Genomic DNA, 24,295 nt, shown 5'->3' with positions numbered 1-24,295 from the left:
ATGGCGACAAGCGTTGACAGTGCGAAGAGAGTTATCAACGGAACCTTCGGTGAGGTGTGGGTGGACGGCGAGAAGATCGCCGAGTGCACCGCCTGCCAGCTGAAGGTGAGCAAGAACAAGGAGACCATCAACCTGTGCGGCCAGTTCATGACCGACACCAAGGCCACCAGCGCCAGCGGTGCCGGCAGCCTGACCCTCTACAAGGTGGACTCCGGCTTTGCCCAGAAGCAGAGCGGCCTCCAGGACGGCGTGGACCGCCGGTTTACGGTGATCTCCAAGCTGAAGGACCCTGACAGCTGGGGGGCGGAGCGTGTGGCCGTCTACAACGTCAGCTTTGACGACCTCACGCTGGCCGACTGGCAGGCGGCCACGGTGGGGACGGTGACGACCCCCTTTACCTTTGGCCGCTATGAGTTCCTGGATCAGATCACCCCGGCATAAGGAGGGAAAAGCATGGAGGAAAAGAAAGACCTGGTCTCCCTGCTGCTGCGTCCGGAGCTGCCCAACGTGCTCAAGGAGCTGCCCACCGCCCGGTACCGCGTCAAGCGGCTGAGTGAGCTCATCGGGGAAGATGTGGTCTTTACCCTGCGGGGCCTGCCTTACGGCAAGGTGCAGAAGCTCCGGGAGAGCCTGTCCGACGACGTGTCGGTCCACATCCTGCTCCAGGGCTGCGTGGAGCCCGACCTGAAGGACCCGGCCCTCAAGGAGCGCTACGGCGGGGCCACTCCTGCGGAGACGGTGAAGGCCATGCTCCTGCCGGGGGAGATCGAGGACCTGAGCCGGGCGGTGGAAAAGCTGTGCGGCTACCGCCGGACCACCATTGATGAAGTAAAAAACGCCTGACGGAGGGCAGCGACCCGGAGCTGGAGCTGATCTACTACCTCTTCCGCCACCATCACTGGACGCCGGAGATGTACGCCGGCATGGGGGAAGGGGCGAGAGATCTCACCTGGGCGCTGGCCCTCCATGAAATCGAGTCGGACAAGGAGGGGTGACCCATGGCGGAAGAAGTCGGTATTGTGATGAGCCTCTATGACCGGGTGAGCCCCACGCTGAAGGCCATCGCGGGCAACAGTCAGGCCTTTGACAAGACCCTGGACGACCTGGAGGAGAGCATCAGGTCCTATGACAAGGCTCAGGACTCCATGGTGAAAAAGTACGCGGACCTGAAGAAGGCCATGGCGGAGACGGACAACCAGGTCAAGGCGGCCCAGAAGAGCTATAAGAAGCTCAACGACGAGGCCAGCAAGAAGGCATTGGACGAAGCCATCGACCGGCAAACGGAGCTGCGCCGGGCCCTCACGGAAACGGAAACCAACCTGAAGGCCAACTCCAAGGCCTACGACGATCTCTACGAGCAGGCCAGAAAGGCCGCCCGGGGGATCGGAGAGACCGAGGCGGCGGCCAGCCGGATGGATAACCGGTCGGGCGGCCTGTCCGGAGCGGTGGGAATGCTCGCCGCTCTGGGAAAAGCCGGGCTCTACGATATGCTTGGCGACACCGCCGGACAGTGGGCGGGGACGCTGGCAAGCTCTGCTCTGGGGAGCAGCGGCGGGAGCCTTTTCTCTTCCGTGCTTGGGAGCGCCGGCAGCGGGGCGGCCATCGGCTCTATGATCGCTCCGGGAGTAGGTACCGCCGTTGGTGCCGCCATCGGCGCCGGGGTAGGATTGGCCTCCGGCGCCAGTCAGATCTACGAGGGACGGGACAGCGCCTTCCAGTCCTACGTCCAGGAGGCGGCGGAGGAGCAGACCTCAGAGCGGGATTCTGCCATCTCTTCCGGCTCCTCGGTGGCCGCCCAGCGGGAGCTGGACGCCATCGCCTTCAACAAGCTGCTGGGGGAGGGCATAGGGGACCAGTACCTGAAGGACCTGCGGGCCATGGCGGCGGAGACGCCCATGGAGTACAGCGACCTTACCGCCATGTCCCGGGCGCTGGCCACCGGCTTTGGCTCCGACCCCCAGCGGATGCTGGATCTGATGGAGGGCATCGGCAACGCCGGCAGCGCCGTAGGCGTCAGCGCCTCCGACATGTCCGTCATGGCTCAGGCCCTGAGCCGGATGCAGTCCAGCGACAAGGCCAGTCTGGAATACCTCAACATGTTCCAGGAGCGGGGCGTGGACGTCATCGGTATGCTGGCCGGGAGCCTGGGTGTGAGCCAGGGCGAGGTCTACGACATGATCTCCAAGGGCTCCATCTCCGGCACCCAGGCGGTGTCCATCATCCAGCAGGGGCTGGAGCAGTACGCGGGAGCCATGGACGAGATGTCCAGGACCTTCTCCGGCCTTTCCTCCACCCTGGCCGACGCGGAGACCGAGATGGACGCCGCCTACGGGGAAGGCTACAACGCGGAGCGGGCCAAGGGCCTCCAGGCCCAGACGGAGTGGCTCTCCGGGGTGAGCGGCGAGGCCCAGCAGGAGGCCAACAAGGCCATCGGCGCCTGGCAGGCCTCTCTGGAGAATCAGAAGGAACAATTTCAGCGAGAAGCTCTGGACGCAGTTATGAGCGGCGCAGAAACAACGCTGTTCAGCGAGGAGGCACAGAAACGGCTCAATGATCTGACCAACGAGTACCAAAAAGCCCAGGTGGAAGGAGACGCTGCCGAGATGGGCCGTGCCCTGGCGGAGGCCAGGGTCATGGCCCTGAACGAGTACAACGCCTCTGAGGGCGCCCAGCTGGCGCTGGAATCGGAAAAGGCGCTGATAGCCGGAATCCGGGCGGACACCGGTCTGAAAAGCGACTACTGGGACGCCGGGTATGAAATGGGCCTGGAGTACTCCAAGGGCATGGCGGCCGCCTGGGCGGACAACCACCCCCTTGGCGAGAGCGGCCGTGCCATTTCCTCCTCCTATCAGGACTGGGTGCGAGAGAGCAACACTGACACGCTCTATACGCCTCATGCGGCTGGTCTGGACCGGGTGCCCTACGACAACTATGCCGCGCTGCTCCACGAGGGCGAGCGGGTGCTGACGGCACGGGAGGCCAGGGAGATGGACCGAAAGACCTCCAGTCCCATCCAGATCACCGTCACCGGCAGCTGGTCGGTGCGGACGGATGAGGACGTGGACGCCATCGCCGCGGCCATCCTCCGCAAGGTCGAGCTGGCCCAGAGGGGAGGGGTGCGCTGATGCTGCGGCTCATCACCTTCCTGGACGAGGTCACCGGCACCGAGCTGGTGCTGCCGGTGACCCCGGCCTCCTACCAGTGGCCCCACGAGGCCATCCTGGAGACGGTGCGGGTGGACCAGCTGGGCGACCTCAATTTCTTCGGCGGGAAGAAAATGGGGTCTGCCACCCTCACCGACTGTATCCTTCCCGCCCAGGCCTATCCCTTCCTGTCCCCGGGAGCGGGGACCAACCCCTGGGCCTACCTGGAGCAGCTGGAGCGGTGGATCGACCAGGGGACCGTCCTCCGGTGGCTGGTGAGCGGCACCCCCGTCAATGCCTCTGTGCTGCTGGAGGGGGTGGTCTATCGGGAGCAGGACGGCACCAACGACCTCTATGCCGACATCACCTACCGGCAGTACCAGCGTCCGGAGACCCCCGTCATTCCTGCCCAGGCCGACGGGACCGGGGCGACGGTGCGGGAGAGCGCCACGGGGGCGGCCGCCCAGCGATCCTACACCGTTCAGAGCGGTGACACCCTCTGGGCAATCAGCAAGGCCTACTATGGAGACGGCTCCCTGTGCTGGCGGCTGGCGGCGGCCAACGATATCCCCAACGCCAATCTGATCCAGCCCGGCCGGACCCTCACCATCCCGCCCATGGACGCCCTGCCGGCGGCGGCAGAGAAGCCGCCCAGCGCCAGGACGGCGGCGGCCACTACCACCACCTGGGACGCCGACGCCAAACGGTGGGCGGTGCAGCTCAAGAAGGAGGAGGCGTACTTTGGCTGATTACCGGCTCACCCTCCTCTCCCGGCAGGGGGAGACCTGGGACCTCACCCAGCGGGTGATGACCCTGAACTGGACCGGGAGCCTCCGGGAGGTATGCCGGTCCCTGGAGATCCAGGCTGCCGTCCCAACCGATGGCAGCCTTCCCACGCCCCCCTGCGACCTGGGGGCGGAGATCCACCTGACGGTGGACGGCGACCAGGTTTTTCTGGGCCACCTGGTGGCCCGGGAAAAGGCCACCGGGAGCAGCGTTCTCTCCCTCACCGCCCAGGACCGGGGGCGGTTTTTGGCGGGAAACCAGGGCTGGTACCAGTTCTCCGGTGCGACGCCGGAGCAGGCCGTGGCCGCCCTGTGCGCCGACTTTGGCGTGCCCGTGGGGACTCTGGCCCAGACCGGGGTCTCCGTCACCCGGAAGTTCCCCGGCACGGCCCTCTCCAAGATCGTGGATACCCTCTACACTCTGGCCGGGGAGCAGAACGGGCGGCGGTACCTGGCACGATTCAACGGCGCCGGCGCTCTGGAGGTGGTGGAGAAGCCCTCTGCCGCCGCCCTGGAGATCGCGCCGGGCAAGAACCTCCAGACCCTCAACGTCCGGGAGGACATCTCCGGGCTCACCAATGCGGTGGCCATCTACTCCAGCGGCGGTGTTCTCATCCGGACTGTGGAGGACGCCGAGAGCGCCGCCCTCTACGGGCGGTTTCAGTCCATCCTCACCCAGCGGGACGGGGAGGACAAGGGGCCGGAGGCTCAGGCGGAACTGGAGGACAACGGACTCCAGCAGAATATGACGGTGGAATGCCTGGGAGACCCCAGCCTCATCACCGGCAACGCCGTCCTCCTCCGGGAGAACAGCACCGGGGCGGTGGGCCTGTGCTGGATCGACAGCGACACCCACACCTGGAAGAACGGACAGTATTTCTGCAAGCTCTCTCTCAACTTCCGGAACCTCATGAACGAGACCGAGGCGGGGAGCGAGGACTAGGAGGATGCCATGAGTGAGATCTACGCGGCTCTGGCCGGGATGCTGGGCGGGTCGGACGATGACCGGCCCAAGAGTCGGATGTCGCTGCTCTTCGGTACGGTGGAGCAGGCCGGCGGCGGTAAGCTCCAGGTGGTGTGCAACGGTATGACCCTGGACCAGAACGGCATCGGCGTGCCCACCGACCTCAGCTACCAGTGGACCACCGACACGGGGGAGGAGCATCTCCTCCGGGCCGGTGACCGGCTCATCTGTCTGGTGAGCGACGACAACCAGGATTACTATATCTTAAAAAAGGCGGTGTGGCAGTGAGACAGCTTTTCCCGTTCTTTCCCGGGGAGACGGCACGGCCCGCCGCCCTGCCCCTGTACCGGGATGTGGCCATGGACTATGAGCTGGGCATTCCCCGCTTTTCCGGCGGTGAGCCGGTGGTGGTGACCGGCCTGGAGGCGGTGAAAAGCTGGGCCTGGCGGGCCGTCAAGACCGCCCGGTACCGCTTCAGCTACAACTCCTGGGACTACGGCTGCGAGCTGGAGCGGCTCATCGGACAGCCCTACCGGGCCGAGACCCGGCGCAGCGAGGCCGCCAGGTATGTGGAGGAGGCCCTCACCGTCTGCCCCTATATCACCGCCGCCACGGCCACGGTGGAGGGGCTGGTGGGCTCTACGCTGAGGATCAGCGTGACCATGTCCACCGTGTACGGTAAGACGGATTTGAGCATATAAGGAGGGAGCGCGATGTACGAAAATCAGACCGTGGAGGCCGTCAAGGCCCGCATCCTCTCCGCCATCCGGGAGGACCAGGGGCTCTCCTCCATGGCAGGCGGCTTCGCTGACGGTGTGTCCGGGCCTGTGGCCGAGGAGATCAGCCGGGTTTACCAGGCCCTCAGCGCCGTCCCCTCCATGCTCTTTGTGGACGAGAGCTCCGGGGGCTACATCGACCTGGTGGGACGGCAGTATTACAACATCACCCGCAGGTCCGGCACACGGGCCTACTGTGATATTTCCTTTACCGGCACCCCCGGCCTGACCATCCCCGCCGGGACCGCCTTCCTGACCGCCGGAGGGCTTTCCTTCACCCTCATGGCCCAGGTGGTGCTGGGAGACGCCGGTACCGGCTCCGGCCGCCTGGAGGCCGCCCAGGTGGGCAGCGTCTACAACGTGGAGGCCGGAACCATCAGCCGGATGTATGTCAACCTTCCCGGGCTCACCGGATACCGGAACGAGGCGGCGGAAGGGGGAACCGATGAGGAGAGTGACGCCGCCCTCCTCGCCCGCATCCAGGAGCGGGTGCAGCGGCCGCCCACCAGTGGCAACGGCTACCAGTACCGCCAGTGGGCCCTGGAGGTCCCCGGCGTTGGAAATGCCAAGGTGGTGGAGCTGCCGGACGGGCCCGGAACGGTGTCGGTCACCCTGGTGGACAGCAATTACGAGCCGCCCGCTGAAGAGATCGTGACAGCGGTGGATGACCATATCGGAGAGGAGCGTCCCATCGGCGCTGCGGTAACGGTGGCGGCGGCAAAGCGCCTGGATGTGACGGTAGCCGCTACCGTTACCCTGGCACCAGGTGCCGACCGCACAGCGGTGGAGACGGCCTTTCGCGCCGGACTGGAGGAGCACTGCCATAGCCTGATCGACGGGAAATTTTCTGCCGTATATTACGATCCGGACGAGGATCTGCCCTACACTATGCTCTACAACCGGGTGCTGGCCATTCTGCTCAATCTCCCGGGTGTAGAGAACTTCTCGGCCTTGACCGTGAACGGAGGCATGGAAGATCTGACCATCCAGAAGGATGAAATCCCTGTGTTGGGTGAGGTGGTGGTATCATGAGCATGCTCATCGATCGGCTCCCGGAATACTACCGAGCGAGTCCTCCGGTGGCAGAGCTGGAGCGGGTGCTCAGCCTGGAGACGGATAGCCTGAAGCAGGCGGAGCGCGATGTGCTGGCCCAGCTCTGGGTGGATTCCGCCACCTGGGGGCTGGACCTGTGGGAGGCCTGGGTGGGCCTTACAGTGGACCGGACCAGCCTTTACAGTTACCGGAGAGGACGGATCAAGGCCAAACTTCGGGGACAAGGGACCACCACCGCAGAAACTGTAGCTGCTGTGGTGGCCTCCTTTGGTTTTCAATCGGAGCAGGTGTCCGTCATCGAGCACGCCGCATCCTGCCAGTTTGAGGTAGTGCTCTCCGGACTGGCCGCTATCCCGGAGGACCTGGATGGGCCGAGAGCGGCCGTCAATGAGATCAAGCCGGCCCATCTGGCGTGGTGGTTCACCTTTGAACTCTCCCGCCTATTGACCGAGGCACGGACGGGCGGGGCCTTCTGGACCATCCAGGAGACGACCCTGATGCCTATGGAGGTGTAACAGTATGTATGGATTTGTCATTACCACCGCCGGTGAGGCCATGCTGGCCAGAGCAGCAGCGGGTGAGGCGCTGGTCCTGGACGCCGTGATGGTGGGCAGGGGAGTGGTGGAGAGCGCTGCGGCTGCCAAAGCCCTCAACACCCTCATCGACCCGGTGGCTGCCGCCACCAGCACCGCTCCGGCGGTATCCGGGAATCAGATCTCCATGACGGTGGAATACCGAAACGACTTGAACGGGGGGCTGGAGGCTGGCTTTGCCCTTTCTGAGTTCGGGATCTCCGCCCATGTGGGAGACGATCCCGCCGCTCTGCTCTACTACGGTAGCCTGGGTGATGCGCCACAGCCGGTAAAACCTGCCTCAGAGGGGTTGGACGTCCACCGATTCCCGGTGGCCATCGCTGTGACCGGGGAGGTATCCGTTACCTTGGAGTATCCTGCAGGTGGCTTTCTGACCGAGAAGGATCTTGGTGGATTGAACTATATCCCCACTTCGGAAAAGGGAAAGCCCGGCGGGGTGGCGACGCTGGGCAGCGATGGCAAGGTCCCGGAGGAGCAGCTGCCGAAGATGGACTACGACCCGGCTGGGAGCGCTGCGGCAGTGCAGCAGGAGCTGACTGCACACACCGACAACAAGGAAAACCCACACGGGGTGACGGCGGAGCAGGTGCCCTATAACAACTCTGTATCTGGTGTAGCCGCTAATAACGTCCAGATAGCGATTGACTTAACTGCTGCCAGTGCAAAAGAAGCTGTTGAAAAAATAAACAAACTCATCGGAAACGACGGGATTGTAAACTTAACCGTTACATTTTCTAACGGAAAATCGGCTGGGAATATATCATTGAATGTTACCAACGGAGTAACAACAAATACTTTTGTTACCAACGGAAGCGGGAAAGCAAGCATTACCATTCCAGGCGGCGGTACTGCTACCGTATCACTAGGCAAAAATTATATTGATTTAGAGAACCCGTCAAAATCAATAACAGCAGAATCCGGCGATGTAACAAACGATAGCATGACAATCAATTTGAAGGATTTTACTGAAATCACCACATCACAAAATATTGTCGTCAGCAATGCTTGTACTCGCATGGATGTTTGTGCTGTTGGCGGTGGAGGAGGAGGCTCTGGTGGAGACCGTGGCGGCGCTGGTGGTGGCGGATATGTTACGTTGAAAGAACAGTTTCCTTTCACTCCAGAAACAGTCATTCCGGTGGTAATAGGAGCTGGCGGAAAAGGAAGCACAACATCAACTGGTAGCGGTTATATCGGCGGAACAACTACTATTGGCGACGTCACAGCAGAAGGTGGAAAGGGTGGCACCGTTAGTGGTGGAGCTGGCAATGGAAAGGGAGGATATGGAACCGGTTCGGCCTCAGATACAAAAGGAAAGGATGGAACGGTTCAGGGATATTCTTCTTTTACGGAAACTGTACTGTACGGTGGTGGAGGCGGAGCAGGACGTAATATGAGCAACTCACAGGGTCAGGGTGGTGCCAAGTATGGTGGCGCTGGTGGTACTACGTCGCATATACAAGGATATTCTGGAAAAGGTCCAGGCGGCGGAGGAGGCAGTGGCGCAATTGACAATAATTTTAATATGGGAACAGGTGGAGATGGTTACCGCGGTGTGATTACTGCACGTTTTTGGCACTAAATTGGATGGGAGGTTGAATTCTTGTATTACTACGTAATAGATAAGCAAAACGTGGTTATAAACTCCATCGTCCTGGAGGAGGATGCCGACCCCACCATCTTCGGTGCCATCGCAGATGACCGGGTCTTTGACATCGGAGACACCTGGACACCGCCTCCCACCGAAGCCCAACTCCTAGGGCAGGAGATCACAGAGCTCCAGCTGGAGCAGATCGCCCAGGGGCAGATGATGACGGAGCTCCAGCTCACTCAACTAGAAGGAGGAACGGTCAATGTATGAGACCATCAAGGCCCGGTATGACAAGGGCTACGTGACGGACGAGCAGCTGGGTCGCTACGTGACCTTGGGCGTCCTCACCGAGGATCAGGCGGAGGAGATCAAGGGCGGAAGCTCTACCGGCCCAGTGCCCGAAGATTCCATCGCTACGGCGGAACTGGATGCCGCCTACAAGGAGGGGGTTAACAGCTATGAGTAACGAGCTCTATTTGACAGCCATGCGCGAGAAGGGGCTGGCCGATGCCGCTGACCTCCAGGGTCGGGCAGCCACCATGGATGGTACGGCCATCTACGCCGAGGAGGGGAAAATCCCGGACTTTGCAGCAGCCAAGGCCGTCAAGAACATGCTGGAGCGGCCGGTGGGATTCCTTTGCCGATCCACAGCAGGCCGTGTGGTCAAACTTCTCCAGGTGTACGACAGCGAGACCTACACTCAGGAGCCGGAGGACATGCCGGCCCAGTGGGGCTTTTATTGGTCCAAGGACCCGGCCAAGGCACTGCCATTCATTGAGCTGGCCACCAGCCCATATATGAAAGGGGACTGCTGCACTGAGAGTGGAAAGACTTGGCGCTCCACCATTGATACCAATACCTGGTCTCCCAGCGCATACCCACAGGGGTGGGAAGAGGTGCTGGCATGATCTACACCAGATACATTCCCACAGACCGCATCCGGTCCATGAAGATCTACATCAACAAGGACAGGCTGTCCCTCTCCGCCATCGTGGAGCGGGAGAGACCTGACCTGGCCATCACCGGGAACTTTTACGGCCCGGACTGGAAACCCGTCTGCCCGCTGAAGGCCGATGGCCAGGTGGTGGAGTATGATCCTGAGTACGCCTACCCCGCCCTGTGCTGGGACCAGGGTCCCGACGTGACCGTGGACGTGGTGTCCAAGGGTGGGCTCTCGGCCTGTCAGAACTACATCGCCAACTGCGCCGGCATCTACCACGGGCAGGACCAGCCCATGATCTTCGGCGCCGACGTAGGTGGACGGAGAGGGCGCACCGGCTGGGGCCTCAAAGACGGCGCTCTGGCCCTGGTGGCCTTCCCGGACGGGTCTGACGGCATAACGCCCCTGGAACTCCGGGCCTGGGCCAAGTCCCAGGGCTGGAACGACTTCATTCTGGGTGACGGTGGCCGGAAGGTCAACTACTACGACCGGGAGGCGGGGACCATCATTGAGGGCAAGGACCCGTCCCAAAACCTCATCCTGATCTGGCTGAAGAAAGAGGAGGAGACGCCCATGGACGGCATCACGCAGCGCATGATGACCCGAAACCCCTGCTACACCAGCGGCCGGACCATCACCACCAAGGGAGTCATGGTCCATTCCACCGCCACTCCCGGCATCATGGCCCAGGCCCTGGCCCAGAGCTGGGACACCCCCACGGCGCAGGCTGCTGCCCACGCCATTGTGGACGACACCGTTACCCTCCAGACCCTACCCTGGACTGCCCGGGGCGGCCACGCCGGCAGCCAGGCGGGCACGGCCAACGGAACCCATATCGCTTTTGAGATCTGCGAGCCCCAGGAGTGCCGGCTCCTGCCGGAGGAGTGGGAACCCCTCAAACGCGGCGACACCGGCTGGGCGGTGGAGCGGCTCCAGCGGGAGCTCACCGCCCGGGGCTACGATCCCAAGGGCATCGATGGCAGCTTCGGTCCCGGCTGCGACGCCGCACTGCGCTCCTGCCAGAAGGACCTGGGCCTGGAGGTGGACGGCTCCTGCGGCCCCGCTACTCTTTCCGCCCTGGCGGACCGGGAGGACTCGTATTTGGCCTACGACCCGGCGGAGACCCAGGATTACTTTGCGGCCGCCTGGAGCCACGCGGTGGCCCTGACGGCCCACCTGTGTGAGACCTACGGACTGGACCCCATGACCGACGTCCTGGACCACAGCGAGGGCCACGCCCTGGGCATCGCCTCCAACCACGCCGACGTGAGCCACTGGTTCCCCCGGCACGGCAGGAGCATGGATGACTTCCGGGCGGCGGTGAAGATCGCTCTGGAAGGGGAGGACGTGTCCGAGTTGGACACCGCCGTGGACAAGCTCTCTGCTGCCGGGCTCATCGACAGCCCCGACTATTGGAAGGGCGGGGACTACTCCGCCGACAATGTGAAGCAGCTGCTCATCAAGTGGGCGGACTCGCTCTGAAGGAGGGATAAGATGGAGAACATCAACGCTTTTAAGGCGGCGCTTTCCGCGCTCCTGGCCGCGCTGACCGCTCTGTGGGGGTGGTTCGGCTGGCTGGTGATCGCCTGGATCGCCTGCATGGCCATCGACTACATCACCGGCTCCTGCGCCGCCATCCGGGCAGGGAAGTGGTCCAGCTCCGTGGCCAGGGACGGCATCTGGCACAAGATGGGCTGTGCGGTGGCCGTCATCGTGGCCGCTATCCTGGACATGGTCATCGGCATGATCCTGACCAACATCCCCAGCGTCACCCTGCCCTTTACTTATGAGGTGTTCTTCTGCCCACTGGTCCTGATCTGGTACATCCTCACCGAGACCGGCAGCATCATCGAGAACGCCGGCGCCCTGGGTGCCGATATCCCGCCTTGGCTTGCCGGCGCCATCGAGGCGCTGAGGAGTAAGGTGGATGAGACGGGAGAAAAGAGCGAGTGAATCGGGCCTTCTGGGCAGAAGCGTGTTACTAACGGATAAAAGTTAGTGATAATGCCAATGTCCAAAAAGTTTCCATCATGCTAAAATAACCTATCCGGTGGGTGAAGCTGGGACCGCATTATGTGTCCCGCCTTGTAAATTGATTAAAATTCGGTTAATTCGGGAAGGATGCACTTGCGCGGCTGTGTTCCCCGGTATAGAATAAGGCCAGAAGCCCAAACCAAACTGAACAGGAGGTTTTTCCATGACTTCTTTTGACGACCTGAAGGCGAAAGCGCTGAATCTGGCGCAGGCGGGTGCGGCCAAGGCCAAGGAGCTCACCGATATCGCCAAGCTGAACATTGCCAACTCCGCTGAGGAGGACACCATCCGCAAGGCCTATATCGACCTGGGCAAGCTCTACTACGCCGAGCGGGGCATGGCTCCCGAGGGCGCCTATGTGACTCTGTGTGAGAAGATCACCGCCGCCAAGCAGCGCTTGGAGGAGAACAAGGCCAAGATCGCTGAGATCAAGCGGGCCGGCAACATCAACGATGACGATGTCGCTGCCTATACCTGCGACTGCGGCTGCAGCTGTGAGGATGAGACTGTGGAGGCGCCTGCCGAGGAGCCCATTGTGGTGGAGCCCCTGGCTGACGAGAAAACCGACGACGACAACGTCTAAACAGTAAAAGAATGAGAAATGCCCGTTTCGTCCTAATGGGGACGAGACGGGCATTTTTGATTCGTTCTGTATTATTGCCGCTGGGAGAGCCACAGCCCCAGTAGGATGAGGGCGATGGCGCCCAGCGCCTGCGGCAGGACAGGCTCGTCCAGGATGAGGGCGGAGGCAATCAGCGTAATGACCGGGGTGAGGTAGATATAGACGTTGGTGGCCACGGTGCCGATGAGAGCCATGGCGCGGTTCCAGCAGACAAAGCACAGGGCCGAGGCGGCCAGGCCCAGGTAGAGGATGTGGAACACCATCATGGGCGCTTCAAAAAAGGGGGCCAGGGAAAGGGAAGGACGCAGAACAGGGAAGAGAGGGAGCATGGTGAGGATACCGTAGAAAAAGACTTTCCGGGTGGCCTGGAGCTGAGTGAGTCCCTGGCCGCCGGCAGCTTCCAGGCATACTCCGTAGAGTCCCCAGCACAGGGCGGCACCCAGGGTGAGCAGGTTGCCCAGCGGGTCCAGATCCAATTTCTCTCCACCGGCCAGAGAGATGAGGGCAATGCCGCTCATGGCGATAAAGAAGCCCAGAAAGAAGGTGGGCTTGGGGCGTTTCGTTCGCCGGAAAGCCCACAGCAGCAGGGCGGAGAACATGGGAGCCGCCGAGATGATGATCCCCACGTTGGAGGCCAGGGTGTACTCCAGGGCGGTGTTCTCCAAAATGAAGTAGAGGGTGAGCCCGGTAATACCGGCGCCGATAAAGGGTAGCTCGCCTTTGAGGCTCTTGGGTTTGATGGGCCGGGGGGAGAGGAGGAAGAGCACCACCCAGGCGATGACAAAGCGGAAAGACATGATCACCAATGGGGTAAAAGCCGCCAGCAGCAGCTTGGAGGAGATGAAGGTAGTCCCCCAGACCACCGTGACGAAAAGGGCCATGCCGTGGCCCAGCAGCCGGTTGGGGACGGGATCGGATCGAACCATGGGGAACCTCCTCTGCCGGCCGTACCGGCGGTTTCTCAAAACGGTAAAAACCGTGCGGGAGGCGAGCCTCCCGCACGGTAGAGATCAGATGGAATTGTCAGAGGGGTAGGGATACTGCGCTCACAGAATGCGGCGGGCGTAGACAAAGACGTTGGCGTAATGGCCGGTGTTCATCTGGTCGATCTGGACCACGTAGCGATTGGTGGAAGCGTGGATGAACTCACCGTTGCCGATGTAGATGCCCACGTGGGAAACAGGCTTGCTGGTGTTGTACTTGAAGAAGACCAGATCGCCGGGCTGCAGCTCATCGCGGCTGACGGAGACGCCGTTCTGGAGCTGGTCGGTGGCGGTGCGGTTGAGGGTGTAACCAAACTGGGCGTAGATGTACTTAGTAAAACCGGAGCAGTCAAAGCTGCTGGGGCCGTTGCCGCCCAGGACGTAGGGGGTACCCAGATACTGCTTGGCCAGAGCCACGATCTGCTCGCCCAGCGCGGAGGAGGTGCTGGTGGCGGGCTCAGTGGTGATGGTGATGTAGTCGCTGCTGACGTAACCGGTGTTGCCGGCGTATGTAACCTTGTACCAGCCCTCGTAGATGCCCTCCAGCTCCAGCACGGTGCCGCTGGGAATGGAGCGCAGGGAGTCGAAGGAGGTGCTGGCGCCTGCACGCATGTTCAGGGTGGAGCCGTCAGCATCTACCTTTCCGTAGCCCAGGTCGGTATCGGCCTTGGTGGTCACGTCCAGGTACTCACCGGACATGTAGCCCTCCACGGAGTTGTAGTTGACCTTGTACCAGCCGTCTTCCGCTTCGTCCAGAACGACGACGTTGGTGCCGCTGGAAACGGTAGCCAGAATCTTACCTTCGGCGGCGGGAGTGGAACGGAGCCGAAGCGCGTCGGCAGTGACAGTGCCGGCACCCAGGGTGGCGGCGGAGGCACCGATGGTGCACATGGCGGTGAGAACGGTGCCCAGCAGGGCGACGCGCATCAGGCGAGAATGTATCATTGGTATGACCCCTCCATCAAGAATCTCTTTTGTGCGGATGACTTGCGGCTTGTGTTACTTGTTGGCCAGAGAGCGGGCCAGCCAGACGGCAGCCACGTCCATGGCGGCGTACAGGCTGTCCTTTTCCGTCTTCTTGACCACGCGGTCCCGGCTCTTGAGGTCGGGATCTGTGAGCTGGAGCTGAACGGCCACCCGGGTGGCCACATCCAGATCGTCCACCTTCTTGGTGTCCATCACCTGGAGCATGATGATGTATTTGTCGGCCATGCTGCCGTAGTAAATGAGGTTGTCCTTGCGGCGCAGGGGGTGACCCTTGTAGGTCAGGGGAATCTTTTCTTCGGCCATCATATGCCTCCTAAGAATATCTTAAAAATTGTAACCAAATTGTAACACAATGTCACCGACTCGTCAACCCCGGAAAGAAGGGTAAATTGTGAATAAACTGTAAAGCGCTGGAGCAGAGAGGCTGCGCATGTGGGCAGATGCACAAAAAGCTCCCGCCCCAACATTTGATGTTGGGGCGGGAGCTTTGAGCCTGTCGACAAAGTCGACAGGCTCTCTCAAAAATGCAGGCATTTTTTCGAAAAGATGCAGGCCGCTGCATCGCACTCGCTTCGCTCGCACGTTTGCGGCCTGAGCAGTGTTTTTTCCGAGGCACATGTCCCCGGAAAAAACAGACTGTACTTGATTCCGTCGTCTGCGGACGACGGAACTCTGCGAGGCTCTTGCACAAAATCTGACGTATATGCCCTTTTTCGACAACCTGAAAGCTCCCGCCCCAACATTTGAGGTTGGGGCGGGAGCTTTTTCCATATTTCTTCATGTACGGCAGGTGAGAGCCACAAGTGCGGATTACAGAGTGACCACCCGATGGAGGATGACAGCCATCTCAGCGCGGGTCAGAGAGCCTTTCGGATTGAGGCGGCCGTTGGTATCACCCTGAATGATCCCCGCCTGAGCCAGAGCGGCCACGGAGTCCTGGGCATAGCTGGAGGTGCTGCTGCCGTCGGAGAAGCGGTTGAGATAGGAGGCGGAGGCAGAGGCGATGGTCCGCCCGGTCCGGTTGAGCGTCCGATAAAGGAAGACCATGGCGTCCTCGCGGGTAAGGGGAGCGGTGGGGTTGAAGCGCCCGTCATCGGAACCCTGAGCGATCCCCAGAGCCTTAGCCACAGCAATGGCCTGGGCATAGTAGCTGTCAGAGGGCACATCCTTAAAGCCATCGGTGGTATTGGCGGAGAGGTTGAAGGCCCGGTAGAGCATCAGGATGAAGTCGCCGCGGGTGATGTTGAGGGCGGGGCCGTAAGTGGTAGCGCTGGTGCCGGTGGTGATGCCGCCGTCATAGAGGAAGTCCACAGAAGCGGCGGCCCAGCCGTGATTGCCCATGTCGGTGAAGCGCTTGGACTGGGTGGAGGGGGTGACTGTGATGTCCACCCGGCCGGTAAAGGTGTTGTTTTTGCTGTCGGTGCCGGTGTAGTTGACAGAGACGGTGCCGTTGTAGGAGGCCTTGGGGACGAAGGTGACGGAAGAGATAGAGCCGCTGCCGGTGGAGGCGGGGAAGGAGATGGCGGGACTCACCAGACCGCCGTATTTGGTGGGGTTGGTGTAACCATAGTAGAGCTTGCCGGCGGCGATGGAGGGCAGCTCGAACTTCACGGAGGTGAGAGAGCCAGAGCCGCGGGCGGAGCAAGCGTTGATAAAGTCAGCGGTGGAGAAGGTCACAGGGGCGGAGGTGGTGGAGTAGCGGATGACAGAGGCCTCCTTGGGGGCGGAATAAGCAATGACCACGGTACCGGAGAAGCTGTCACCGTCGGTGCTCCGGCCGGTGAAGGAGATCTCCACATTGCCGGTGTACTCCTTGGCAGGGACGAAGGTCACGTCATAAAGCCGGGGAGAGGAGGAGCGGTAATAGGAGGTGGAGCTGCTGACCTTTTTCTCGCCGCTCTTGTCGTACTGGTAGTAGAGGGTGCCCTTGGAGTCGCTGGGCAGGGTGAAGCGGACATAGTCCAGACTGTAGTCGGTGATGTCCTTGCAGTAGTCGTTGAAATCGTCGTCGTTGAAGGTGACGGCGGTGCCGGCGGCGGCGGTGTAGGTAATGTCGCCCTCGTCGGTGTCACCCACCCGGATCTTCATGGTACCGGAGAAGCTGTCGCCGTCGGTGCTCAGGCCGGTGAAGGAGACCGAAACAGTGCCGTTGTAGTCGTCTTCGGGGACAAAGGTCACGTCGTCCAGCTTGGGGGAGGAGGTGCGATAGTACTTGTCGGAGGAGGAGATCTTCTCCGCGTAGCGGCTCTCGCCGTAGCGGTAATAGAAGGTACCCTTGGAGGAGGAGGGGGGCGTGATCTTCACGTAGTCCATGTTGTAGCCCGTCTCGTCCTTGCAGAAATCGTTGAAATCGCTGTCGTCCAGGGTCAGGGTCTTGCCCTCGACCACGGTGTAGGAGAGGACGGAGCTGCTCTTGCGTACGGTGATCTTCACGCTGCCGGAGAAGCTGTCACGGGCGTTGCTGCGGCCGGAGTAGGAGATGGTGAAGGTGCCGGTGTAATCCTTGGCGGGGACGAAGGTGACATTGCTCAGGTAGGGAGAGTTGTTGTAGTAGCACTTGGTGGAGGTGGAGAGCTTGTCCTCGTCCTTTCCGCCGTAGTCCAGATAGAGGGCGCCCTTGGAAGAGCTCACCGAGCCGAAGGTCACGTAGTCCAGGGAGGAGCCGGTGATCTTTTTGCAGATGCTGTTGAAGTCGCTGTCGGTGAAGGTGATGGTTTCGTTCTTGCCGGTCTCATAGGAGATATCGCCGGAGGGGGCGGTGAGCTTGATCTGGAGAGTTCCCTCGTAGGATTTGCCCTGGGAATCATACCCGACGTAAGTAAAGACGGCGGTGTCGCCGCTGTTGCCGTCGGGAACGAAGGTGATCTTGGAGATGGACTTGCTGGAGCTGCTGGAGTAGTAATAGCGCTCAGAGGTGGAGATCTTAGCACCGCCGTCACCCTTGGTATAGTTATAGTAGAGGGTGCCCTTGGAGGAATTCTTATCGAACTTTACATATTCCAGGCCATTGCCGTACACCCCGGTGCACACATTGTAGAAGTCGCTGCGTTCCAGGGTCAGGGTCTTGTCTACCGCTACGGAGTAGGTGATGGTGGTCACGCTGCCCTTGGAGACGGTCACCTTGCAAGTGGCGGTTTTGCCGCCGTCAGCTGTGGTGACGGTGATAGTGGCCTCACCCACGGCCTTGCCGGTGACCTTGCCGTTGGAGTCGACGGTGGCGATGTTGGTGTTGGAGGACTTCCAGATCACGTTCTTGTTGGAGGCGTTGGAGGGCGCCACGGTAGCGGTGAGCTGTGTGGTGCCGTTGACGTTCACCGTGGCGCTGGACTTGTCCAGCGTCACCCCGGTGACGGCTACGGTGGAGGCGGTGACGGTAACGGAGCAGGTGGCCGTCTTTTTGCCGTCTTCCGTGGTGGCGGTGATGGTGGCACTTCCCTGGGCGACAGCGGTGACATTGCCGTTACTGTCCACGGAAGCGATTTTGTCATTGCTGGAGCTCCAGTTCACCTTCTGGTTGGAGGCATTGGTGGGAGCGACGGTGGCAATAAGGGTGTCCTTACCGCCCACGGTAAGAGACAGGGAGTTTTTGTTCAGGGATACGCCGGTGACCGGAACGGGGGTGTCGTCGGTCACGGTGATTTCAATGGTGTTGGAGACATTACTGCCATCCTCCGCTTTTACAGTAATGGTGGCAGTACCGCCCTTCTGGGCAGTCACGGTCCGGGTGCTGTCACTGTTGCTCCCGCCAAGGGTGACCGCATCGCCGCTGACAGACCAAACAACAGACTTGTTGGTAGCGTCGCCCGGCTCCACGGTGACAGTGATGTCGGCGGTCTTCTTGTCCGTGAGATTCAGGGACTGGGAGGTGGCGGAGAGTTCGATGTTTGTTACCGGCTTTTTGGCCGGGGTATCGTTTTTCACAGTAACGATACAGGTATCGTCGACGCTTTTGGTAGTTTCCTGAGGCTCACCGTCAGAATCCGGCTCAAGAGATTCCTTAACGGTATATTCTGCGGTGATCTTCAGTGTCGCCGTGGCATTGTTCTCCGCGTCAGAATCCACTTTGATTTCCAGTTTTCCTTGTGCATCGATGGTCGCAGTCACACCGTTTGCATTTCCGCTAACACCCCAGCGCGTCGCTTCGGCACCTGTAAGTTGAAGTTCCATGTTTTGGGAATCACCAGCAGTTATTGTTACATTTTTTGTAAGTCCTGAAATAGAGACTTCCTCCGCCGCCCAGGCGGTGGGCAGCATGCTGAAAACCATAGCCAGGGTCAGAAGCGCCGAAAGAACACGGGCGCGTGAGCTTCTTTTCATTGTAAAGACTCCTTCCAAACTCCGTTTTGCTTGGGATGCGCTCATCTATATCATACATCGAATTTAGACGGGGAAATGTGACAAAGGTTTCAAAAAATTCTTACAAATTTTTAAGGAGCTTCGTTAGAAGGCATATGGAGCTCTGAAGCAAGGAAAATCAGGGTAAAAAGAAGGGTACACAGCAGCAGAATGGAGCCTAACCCCATAGGGAAGGCGTAGCGAAGGAGAAGATAGGCGTGGTAGGCGCCCAAGGAGGCAATCTGAGTGAAAACAGCGGGGAGAACGCCCCGTCGGTCGGTGCAGGCCCAGGTCAGGGTGAGAACGTCGGCCAGGAAGAAGTACCGGTCATGCATGTGGGGCAGGAGGAGGGGGATGCCGATGGCAAAGACCACCCCGGCCAGAAAGACGGCCCGGCGGGAGAGACCCCGCCGCCGGAGCAGCAGCCAGCCCAGCACTCCCAGGACCAAAACGAAAGCGGCGAGTATACCCACTCGGGCGGCGAGGGCCACGTTGACCTGGGCGCTGGAAGGGATCAGGGCATAGAGGGAGGGGGCATTAAGGGTGAGGTAGGCGCTGTACTCGGCGGCCTGGCCGAAGTAGACCACCAGCACGTCCGCCAGAGGTTTGCCCAGGGCCAGGGCGGGGAGGACGGAGAGAACGCAGGCGGCGGGGAACCACAGCAGGTGCCGAAACCGGGTCCGCCGGGACATCCACAGTACCGCCCATACGGGGAGCAGAAAGACGGTCTGGAGCTTGCAGGCGAAAGCCAGCCCGGCCAGGAAGGCGGAGGACCTTGGCCGCCCCTCCAGCCCCGCGGCCAGTCCGTGGAGACACAGGGCGGCGTAGATGGCGTCGCACTGGGCCCAGGCCGAAGCGTTGAGGATCACTGTGGGCAGCAGCAGGAGAAGGCAAAATGCGGCGGCACCACGGTACCGGTCCCCCGGGACCAGAGCTTGCACCAGCCGGCAGCCGCCCCAGGCCAGGATCACATCAAATAAAATGGAAAAGAGCTTGATGAGATAGAGGTCGTAGAACGGCAGGTAGGAGATAGCGGCCAGAAAATAGAGGTAGGGGGCGGTGTAGTTCCCCTTGGGGAGGGCCACCGCCGCCCAGCCGCCGTTTTCCCGGAAAAAGGCGGCCCAATCGGAGAGAAAGGTCACATAGTCGTCGGTGACGTGATCCAGAAGCAGGGTCCGGAGCAGGAGGGCCAGACCCACCGGCAGCAGGGCAAGGCATACTGTCTCCCACTGCCGGCAGCGCAGGAAGAGAAGACAAGCACACAGGAGGAAGAGAAAGACCAGGGCAGCCATGACGAAGGGCCGGGAAGAGGCCTGGGAGAGGCTGGCCGTCCGGGCCAGAGCGCACAGCAGCAGGGCCGTACCGCCGCCCAGGCAGCACAGAGGGAGAGGGTGGAGACGGGACATGAAATGACCTCCTGATACGAAAAAAAGTTCGGATTACTCCGAACTTTCCAGGCAAAAGACTTGACGTGGGAAAAACTGCATGGTATACTTAAATGCTCTCGTGTGACTGCCACCATTTTGAGAGACCCTCCCACGGTGGGTCAAGTATAACAGTTTTGGTGGATATGTGCAAGAGGAGAGCACTAACAAAGCAACAACGCCGCCGCGTGTATCAAATACGGCGGGACCGGCGTTTTTGGCCAATTCCACGGGAAACGGCCTGTGCAGCCATGAGAAAACAGCCGAAAGCCGCTGCTTTTGGCGCCGAATGCGAGAAAACGGAGTGTGATTTTCGGAATGGTCAACGACAACCTCAACGGCATGGTCAAGGACGTCTACTACGGCAAGACCCTGCGCAAGAGCTATGCCCGCCACCAGGAGATTCTGGAGATGCCCTACCTGCTGGACGTCCAGAAGCATTCCTATCAGTGGTTCCTGGACACCGGCCTGCGGGAAGTCTTCAAGGACGTGGCCGCCATCACGGACTACGCGGGCAACCTGGAGCTGAGCTTCATCGACTACACCATGGATGAAGCCCCCAAGTACAACGTGGAGGAGTGCAAGGCCCGGGATGCCACGTACGCCGCTCCCATCAAGGTCCGTGTGCGCCTGCGCAACAAGGAGACCGAGGAGATCAAGGAGCAGGAGATCTTCATGGGCGACTTCCCCCTGATGACCAACGCCGGCACCTTTGTCATCAACGGCGCTGAGCGTGTCATCGTCTCCCAGATCGTCCGTTCCCCCGGCGTCTACTTCGCCAAGAACGAGGACAAGGCGGGCAACGTCACCTACGGCACCACCGTCATTCCCTACCGCGGCGCCTGGCTGGAGTACGAGACCGATCTCTCCGACATCTTCTATGTCCGCATCGACAAGAACCGGAAGCTGCCCATCACCTGCCTTATCCGTGCGGTGGGCCCCCGCACCGATGCCGAGATCATCGACATGTTCGGCGAGGATGCCCGCATCCTGGCCACTATGGAGAAGGACACCTGCAAGACCCGGGAGGACGCCCTCCTGGAGATCTACCGCAAGCTGCGCCCCGGCGAGCCCCCCACGGTGGACTCCGCCGAGAGCCTTCTGAACGCCCTCTTCTTTGACCCCCGCCGGTACGATCTGTCCGCCGTGGGCCGCTACAAGTTCAACAAGAAGCTGGCCATCTGGTCCCGCCTGAACGGCCAGAAGCTGGCCCTGCCTATCGCCGACCCCATGACCGGCGAGATCATCGCCGAGGCCGGAGAGGTCCTGACCCGGGAGCGTGCCCAGGCCATCGAGGCCAAGGGTGTCAACGAGGCCGTCATCGACCTGGAGGGCACCCTGGTGCGGGTCTTCTCCAACAGCATGGTGGACGCCAAGGGTTTCCTGCCCTTCGATCCCGCCGAGTGCGGCATCACCGAGAAGGTCTACTTCCCCCTCCTCCGGGAGCTGCTGGAGCAGTACGCCGGGGATGAGGAGGGCCTGAAGGAGGCCGTGAAGGACCGGGTGGACGACCTGGTGCCCAAGCACATCTTTGTGGAGGACATCATGGCCTCCATCAACTACCTCAACTGCCTGGCCAACGGCGTGGGCACCCACGACGACATCGACCACCTGGGCAACCGCCGTCTGCGCTGCGTGGGTGAGCTGCTTCAGAACCAGTTCCGCATCGGCTTCAGCCGCATGGAGCGTGTCATCCGCGAGCGTATGACCATCCAGGATCTGGACATCGTCACCCCCCAGTCCCTCATCAACATCCGGCCTGTCACCGCCGCCATCAAGGAGTTCTTCGGCAGCAGCCCCCTGAGCCAGTTCATGGACCAGACCAACCCTCTGGCCGAGCTGACCCACAAGCGTCGTATGTCCGCTCTGGGCCCCGGCGGTCTGTCCCGTGACCGCGCCTCCTTCGACGTCCGTGATATTCACTACTCTCACTACGGCCGTCTGTGCCCCATCGAGACCCCCGAAGGTCCCAACATCGGTCTGATCTCCTACCTGGCCTCCTACGCCCGCATCAACCGGTACGGCTTCATTGAGGCCCCCTACCGGAAGGTGGACAAGGCCACCGGCCGGGTCACCGACGAGATCGAGTATATGACCGCCGACATTGAGGACGAGTACACCATCGCCCAGGCCACCGAGCCCGTGGACGAGAATGGCTACCTCCTCAACGCCCGTATCACCTGCCGTCACCGCAATGAGGTCATTGAGGTGGACCGGGAGCAGGTGGACTATATCGACGTCTCTCCCAAGATGATGGTGTCCATCGCTACCGCCATGATCCCCTTCCTGGAGAACGACGACGCCAACCGTGCCCTGATGGGCGCCAACATGCAGCGTCAGGCCGTGCCCCTGCTGACCACCGAGGCCCCCATCGTGGCCACCGGCCAGGAGCACAAGAACTGCATCGACTCCGAGATCGTCATTCTGGCCGAGGGCCCAGGTGAGGTCACCAAGGTCTCCGCCCAGTATATCACTGTCCGCTACGACGACGGCCGTATGGTGGAGTACAAGCTCACCAAGTTCATGCGCTCCAACCACGGCACCTGTATCAACCAGCGGCCCATCGTCAGTGTGGGCCAGCGGGTGGAGAAGGGCGACGTCCTGGTGGACGGTCCCTCCACCTCCAACGGCGAGATCGCCTTGGGTAAGAACATCCTCATGGGCTTCATGACCTGGGAAGGCTACAACTACGAGGACGCCATCCTGCTCAACGAGCGCATGGTCAAGGAGGACGTCTTCACCTCCATCCACATCGAGGAGTACGAAACTGAGTCCCGTGACACCAAGCTGGGGCCCGAGGAGATCACCCGCGACATTCCCAACGTGGGCGAGGACGCCCTGAAGGACCTGGACGAGCGCGGCATCATCCGCGTGGGTGCCGAGGTCCACGCCGGCGACATCCTGGTGGGCAAGGTCACCCCCAAGGGCGAGACCGACCTCACCGCCGAGGAGCGCCTGCTGCGGGCCATCTTTGGTGAGAAGGCCCGTGAGGTCCGTGATACCTCTCTGAAGGTGCCCCACGGTGAGAGCGGTATCATCGTGGACGTGAAGGTCTTCACCCGCGAGGCCGGCGACGAGCTGTCCCCCGGTGTCAACGAGGTGGTCCGCGTCTATATTGCCCAGAAGCGTAAGATCTCCGTGGGCGATAAGATGGCCGGCCGTCACGGCAACAAGGGTGTCGTGTCCCGGATCATGCCCCAGGAGGATATGCCCTTCCTGCCCGACGGCACCCCCCTGGACATCGTGCTGAACCCCCTGGGCGTGCCTTCCCGTATGAACATCGGTCAGGTGCTGGAGGTCCACCTGGGCTACGCCGCCCAGGCCCTGGGCTGGAAGGTGGCCACCCCCATCTTCAACGGCGCCAACGAGCCCGAGATCGCCGCCACCCTCCAGGCTGCCGGTCTGGCCGAGGACGGCAAGAGCTGGCTCTACGACGGCCGTACCGGTGAGCGGTTCGATAACCGTGTCACCGTTGGCTACGTCTACTTCCTCAAGCTGCACCACCTGGTGGATGATAAGATCCACGCCCGTTCCACCGGCCCCTACTCCCTGGTCACCCAGCAGCCTCTGGGCGGCAAGGCCCAGTTCGGCGGCCAGCGCTTCGGCGAGATGGAGGTGTGGGCCCTGGAGGCCTACGGCGCCGCTTACACCCTCCAGGAGATCCTCACCGTCAAGTCCGACGACGTCACCGGCCGTGTCCGCACCTACGAGGCCATTGTCAAGGGCCACAACGTGCCCAAGCCCGGTGTGCCCGAGTCCTTCAAGGTTCTGGTCAAGGAGCTCCAGGCTCTGTGCCTGGACATCCAGGTCCTGGACCACGACGGCAACGAGATCGAGCTCAAGGATGACGACGAGGACAACTACCAGCCCGACCGCATCCGGGACGACGACGACTTCTACGGCTACAACGCCGGTGGGGAGTCCGATTTCGCCGCCGCCGGCTTCACCCTCAAGGAGGGCAGCGACGACGATGACCTGGCTGCCTCCGACAGCGATGATGACGGCCTGGAGTTTGAAGAGGGAGAGATTTCCCTCGACGGCGACCAGGACGATATGGAATAAGAA

The 24,295-nt window shown here is 61.4% G+C and carries 22 protein-coding genes; 17 read left to right on the top strand and 5 right to left on the bottom strand.

All coding sequences use genetic code 11. The features are described from left to right. The 16 genes from E0E29_RS16755 (at position 1) to E0E29_RS16680 (ending at position 12,462) form a co-directional block, all read left to right on the top strand. The gene (locus E0E29_RS16755) at positions 1–441 is read left to right on the top strand and encodes a phage tail tube protein (RefSeq protein WP_130850777.1); all 441 of its coding nucleotides are present in this window, start codon (positions 1–3) and stop codon (positions 439–441) included. Between the two features lie 12 nt (positions 442–453). Then, positions 454–843 carry a phage tail assembly chaperone gene (locus tag E0E29_RS16750; protein ID WP_130850776.1) on the top strand — a complete coding sequence of 130 codons (390 nt, stop codon included), beginning with the start codon at positions 454–456 and terminating at the stop codon, positions 841–843. Positions 844–998: 155 nt separating this feature from the next. After that, entirely contained in the window at positions 999–3,125 is a 2,127-nt protein-coding gene (locus E0E29_RS16745; RefSeq protein WP_130850775.1) for a tape measure protein, read from the top strand. Further along, the gene (locus E0E29_RS16740) at positions 3,125–3,892 is read left to right on the top strand and encodes a LysM peptidoglycan-binding domain-containing protein (protein ID WP_130850774.1); all 768 of its coding nucleotides are present in this window, start codon (positions 3,125–3,127) and stop codon (positions 3,890–3,892) included. Before E0E29_RS16745 ends, E0E29_RS16740 begins: the two co-directional genes overlap by 1 nt. After that, positions 3,885–4,871 (top strand): XkdQ/YqbQ family protein, encoded by a 987-nt coding sequence (locus E0E29_RS16735; protein ID WP_130850773.1) that lies wholly within the window; start codon positions 3,885–3,887, stop codon positions 4,869–4,871. Before E0E29_RS16740 ends, E0E29_RS16735 begins: the two co-directional genes overlap by 8 nt. 9 nt (positions 4,872–4,880) lie before the next feature. Further along, positions 4,881–5,180 carry a hypothetical protein gene (locus tag E0E29_RS16730; protein ID WP_130850772.1) on the top strand — a complete coding sequence of 100 codons (300 nt, stop codon included), beginning with the start codon at positions 4,881–4,883 and terminating at the stop codon, positions 5,178–5,180. Further along, positions 5,177–5,593 (top strand): DUF2634 domain-containing protein, encoded by a 417-nt coding sequence (locus E0E29_RS16725; RefSeq protein ID WP_130850771.1) that lies wholly within the window; start codon positions 5,177–5,179, stop codon positions 5,591–5,593. The genes E0E29_RS16730 and E0E29_RS16725 overlap by 4 nt, the downstream gene beginning before the upstream one ends. A gap of 12 nt (positions 5,594–5,605) precedes the next feature. Then, positions 5,606–6,700 carry a baseplate J/gp47 family protein gene (locus tag E0E29_RS16720; RefSeq protein WP_130850770.1) on the top strand — a complete coding sequence of 365 codons (1,095 nt, stop codon included), beginning with the start codon at positions 5,606–5,608 and terminating at the stop codon, positions 6,698–6,700. After that, a complete protein-coding gene (locus E0E29_RS16715; RefSeq protein ID WP_130850769.1) occupies positions 6,697–7,236 on the top strand; it encodes a putative phage tail protein in 540 nt (179 codons plus the stop codon). The genes E0E29_RS16720 and E0E29_RS16715 overlap by 4 nt, the downstream gene beginning before the upstream one ends. A 4-nt stretch (positions 7,237–7,240) precedes the next feature. After that, entirely contained in the window at positions 7,241–8,896 is a 1,656-nt protein-coding gene (locus E0E29_RS16710; protein WP_130850768.1) for a glycine-rich domain-containing protein, read from the top strand. A gap of 21 nt (positions 8,897–8,917) precedes the next feature. Next, positions 8,918–9,175 (top strand): hypothetical protein, encoded by a 258-nt coding sequence (locus E0E29_RS16705; RefSeq protein ID WP_130850767.1) that lies wholly within the window; start codon positions 8,918–8,920, stop codon positions 9,173–9,175. Further along, the gene (locus E0E29_RS16700; RefSeq protein ID WP_130850766.1) at positions 9,168–9,371 is read left to right on the top strand and encodes an XkdX family protein; all 204 of its coding nucleotides are present in this window, start codon (positions 9,168–9,170) and stop codon (positions 9,369–9,371) included. The genes E0E29_RS16705 and E0E29_RS16700 overlap by 8 nt, the downstream gene beginning before the upstream one ends. Then, positions 9,364–9,813: a hypothetical protein gene (locus E0E29_RS16695; RefSeq protein ID WP_130850765.1), complete on the top strand. Its 450-nt coding sequence runs from the start codon at positions 9,364–9,366 to the stop codon at positions 9,811–9,813. The genes E0E29_RS16700 and E0E29_RS16695 overlap by 8 nt, the downstream gene beginning before the upstream one ends. Further along, positions 9,810–11,327, top strand: coding sequence for a peptidoglycan recognition protein family protein (locus E0E29_RS19430; protein WP_130850764.1), 1,518 nt, complete (start codon positions 9,810–9,812; stop codon positions 11,325–11,327). Before E0E29_RS16695 ends, E0E29_RS19430 begins: the two co-directional genes overlap by 4 nt. Positions 11,328–11,339: 12 nt before the next feature. Next, on the top strand, positions 11,340–11,798 hold the full coding sequence (locus E0E29_RS16685; RefSeq protein WP_130850763.1) for a phage holin family protein: 459 nt from the start codon (positions 11,340–11,342) through the stop codon (positions 11,796–11,798). 244 nt (positions 11,799–12,042) lie between these two features. Next, positions 12,043–12,462, top strand: coding sequence for a serine proteinase (locus E0E29_RS16680; RefSeq protein WP_130850762.1), 420 nt, complete (start codon positions 12,043–12,045; stop codon positions 12,460–12,462). Positions 12,463–12,533: 71 nt separating this feature from the next. Here the strand turns inward: E0E29_RS16680 and E0E29_RS16675 are convergent, their stop codons facing one another. The 5 genes from E0E29_RS16675 to E0E29_RS16655 all read right to left on the bottom strand — a co-directional run bounded on the left by E0E29_RS16675 (position 12,534) and on the right by E0E29_RS16655 (position 20,212). Further along, positions 12,534–13,427 (bottom strand): DMT family transporter, encoded by an 894-nt coding sequence (locus E0E29_RS16675; RefSeq protein ID WP_242622537.1) that lies wholly within the window; start codon positions 13,425–13,427, stop codon positions 12,534–12,536. A gap of 120 nt (positions 13,428–13,547) precedes the next feature. Continuing rightward, complete coding sequence (locus tag E0E29_RS16670) at positions 13,548–14,429, bottom strand: C40 family peptidase (RefSeq protein WP_130850761.1); 882 nt, start codon at positions 14,427–14,429, stop codon at positions 13,548–13,550. Positions 14,430–14,483: 54 nt separating this feature from the next. Beyond that, entirely contained in the window at positions 14,484–14,774 is a 291-nt protein-coding gene (locus tag E0E29_RS16665; protein ID WP_130850760.1) for a hypothetical protein, read from the bottom strand. Between the two features lie 507 nt (positions 14,775–15,281). Next, positions 15,282–18,638: an Ig-like domain-containing protein gene (locus E0E29_RS19070; protein ID WP_165449944.1), complete on the bottom strand. Its 3,357-nt coding sequence runs from the start codon at positions 18,636–18,638 to the stop codon at positions 15,282–15,284. Between the two features lie 260 nt (positions 18,639–18,898). After that, positions 18,899–20,212: a conjugal transfer protein TraL gene (locus E0E29_RS16655; protein ID WP_165449943.1), complete on the bottom strand. Its 1,314-nt coding sequence runs from the start codon at positions 20,210–20,212 to the stop codon at positions 18,899–18,901. A 360-nt stretch (positions 20,213–20,572) separates the two neighbouring features. Here E0E29_RS16655 and rpoB point away from each other — a divergent pair, with 360 nt between their 5' ends. Then, entirely contained in the window at positions 20,573–24,292 is a 3,720-nt protein-coding gene (gene rpoB / locus E0E29_RS16650; RefSeq protein ID WP_130850919.1) for a DNA-directed RNA polymerase subunit beta, read from the top strand. Positions 24,293–24,295 lie beyond the last annotated feature (3 nt).

Origin of the sequence: Intestinimonas timonensis (genome assembly GCF_900626145.1) — a bacterium.
In the GTDB taxonomy this organism is placed as follows: Bacteria; Bacillota; Clostridia; order Oscillospirales; family Oscillospiraceae; genus Intestinimonas; species Intestinimonas aquisgranensis.
Note: the sequence above shows the minus strand (reverse complement) of the source record. Positions and strands in the feature narration are given on the sequence as shown.